Source organism: Aeromicrobium phragmitis, from assembly GCF_003674095.1.
Classification (GTDB): Bacteria; Actinomycetota; Actinomycetes; order Propionibacteriales; family Nocardioidaceae; genus Aeromicrobium; species Aeromicrobium phragmitis.
In genome coordinates, this window is record NZ_RDBF01000152.1 from 1 (window position 1) to 381 (window position 381).

Consider the following 381-nt stretch of genomic DNA (forward strand, 5'->3'; position numbering starts at 1 on the left):
GTCACTTACACCTTCGAGGCGACCAACACCGGCAACGTGACGCTGCGCGACGTGTCGATCGCCGACGAGCTCGAGGGTCTGTCCGACCTCGAGTACGTCTGGCCCGGCGACGAGAGCGTCCTCGCCCCCGGCGAGAGCGTCACGGCGACCGCCACCTACACGCTGACCCAGGCCGACATCGACCGCGGCGAAGTCGTCAACCATGCCCTGGCAACCGGGACCCCGCCGACCGGCGATCCGGTCGACGGTCCGGACGAGGAGCGCACCCCGCTCCCCGCGCTGCCGGGACTGAAGCTGACGAAGACCGGCACGGTTGACGGCGACCAGATCCGGTACACGTTCGAGGTCGAGAACACCGGAACGGTGACCCTCACTGACGTG

1 protein-coding gene is annotated in these 381 nt (G+C 68.8%); it reads left to right on the forward strand.

Annotation, left to right across the window (positions count from 1 at the left end; genetic code table 11):
* Positions 1-381: DUF7507 domain-containing protein (locus tag D9V41_RS16730; protein WP_166376112.1), on the forward strand; the 381-nt coding region annotated here is incomplete at both ends.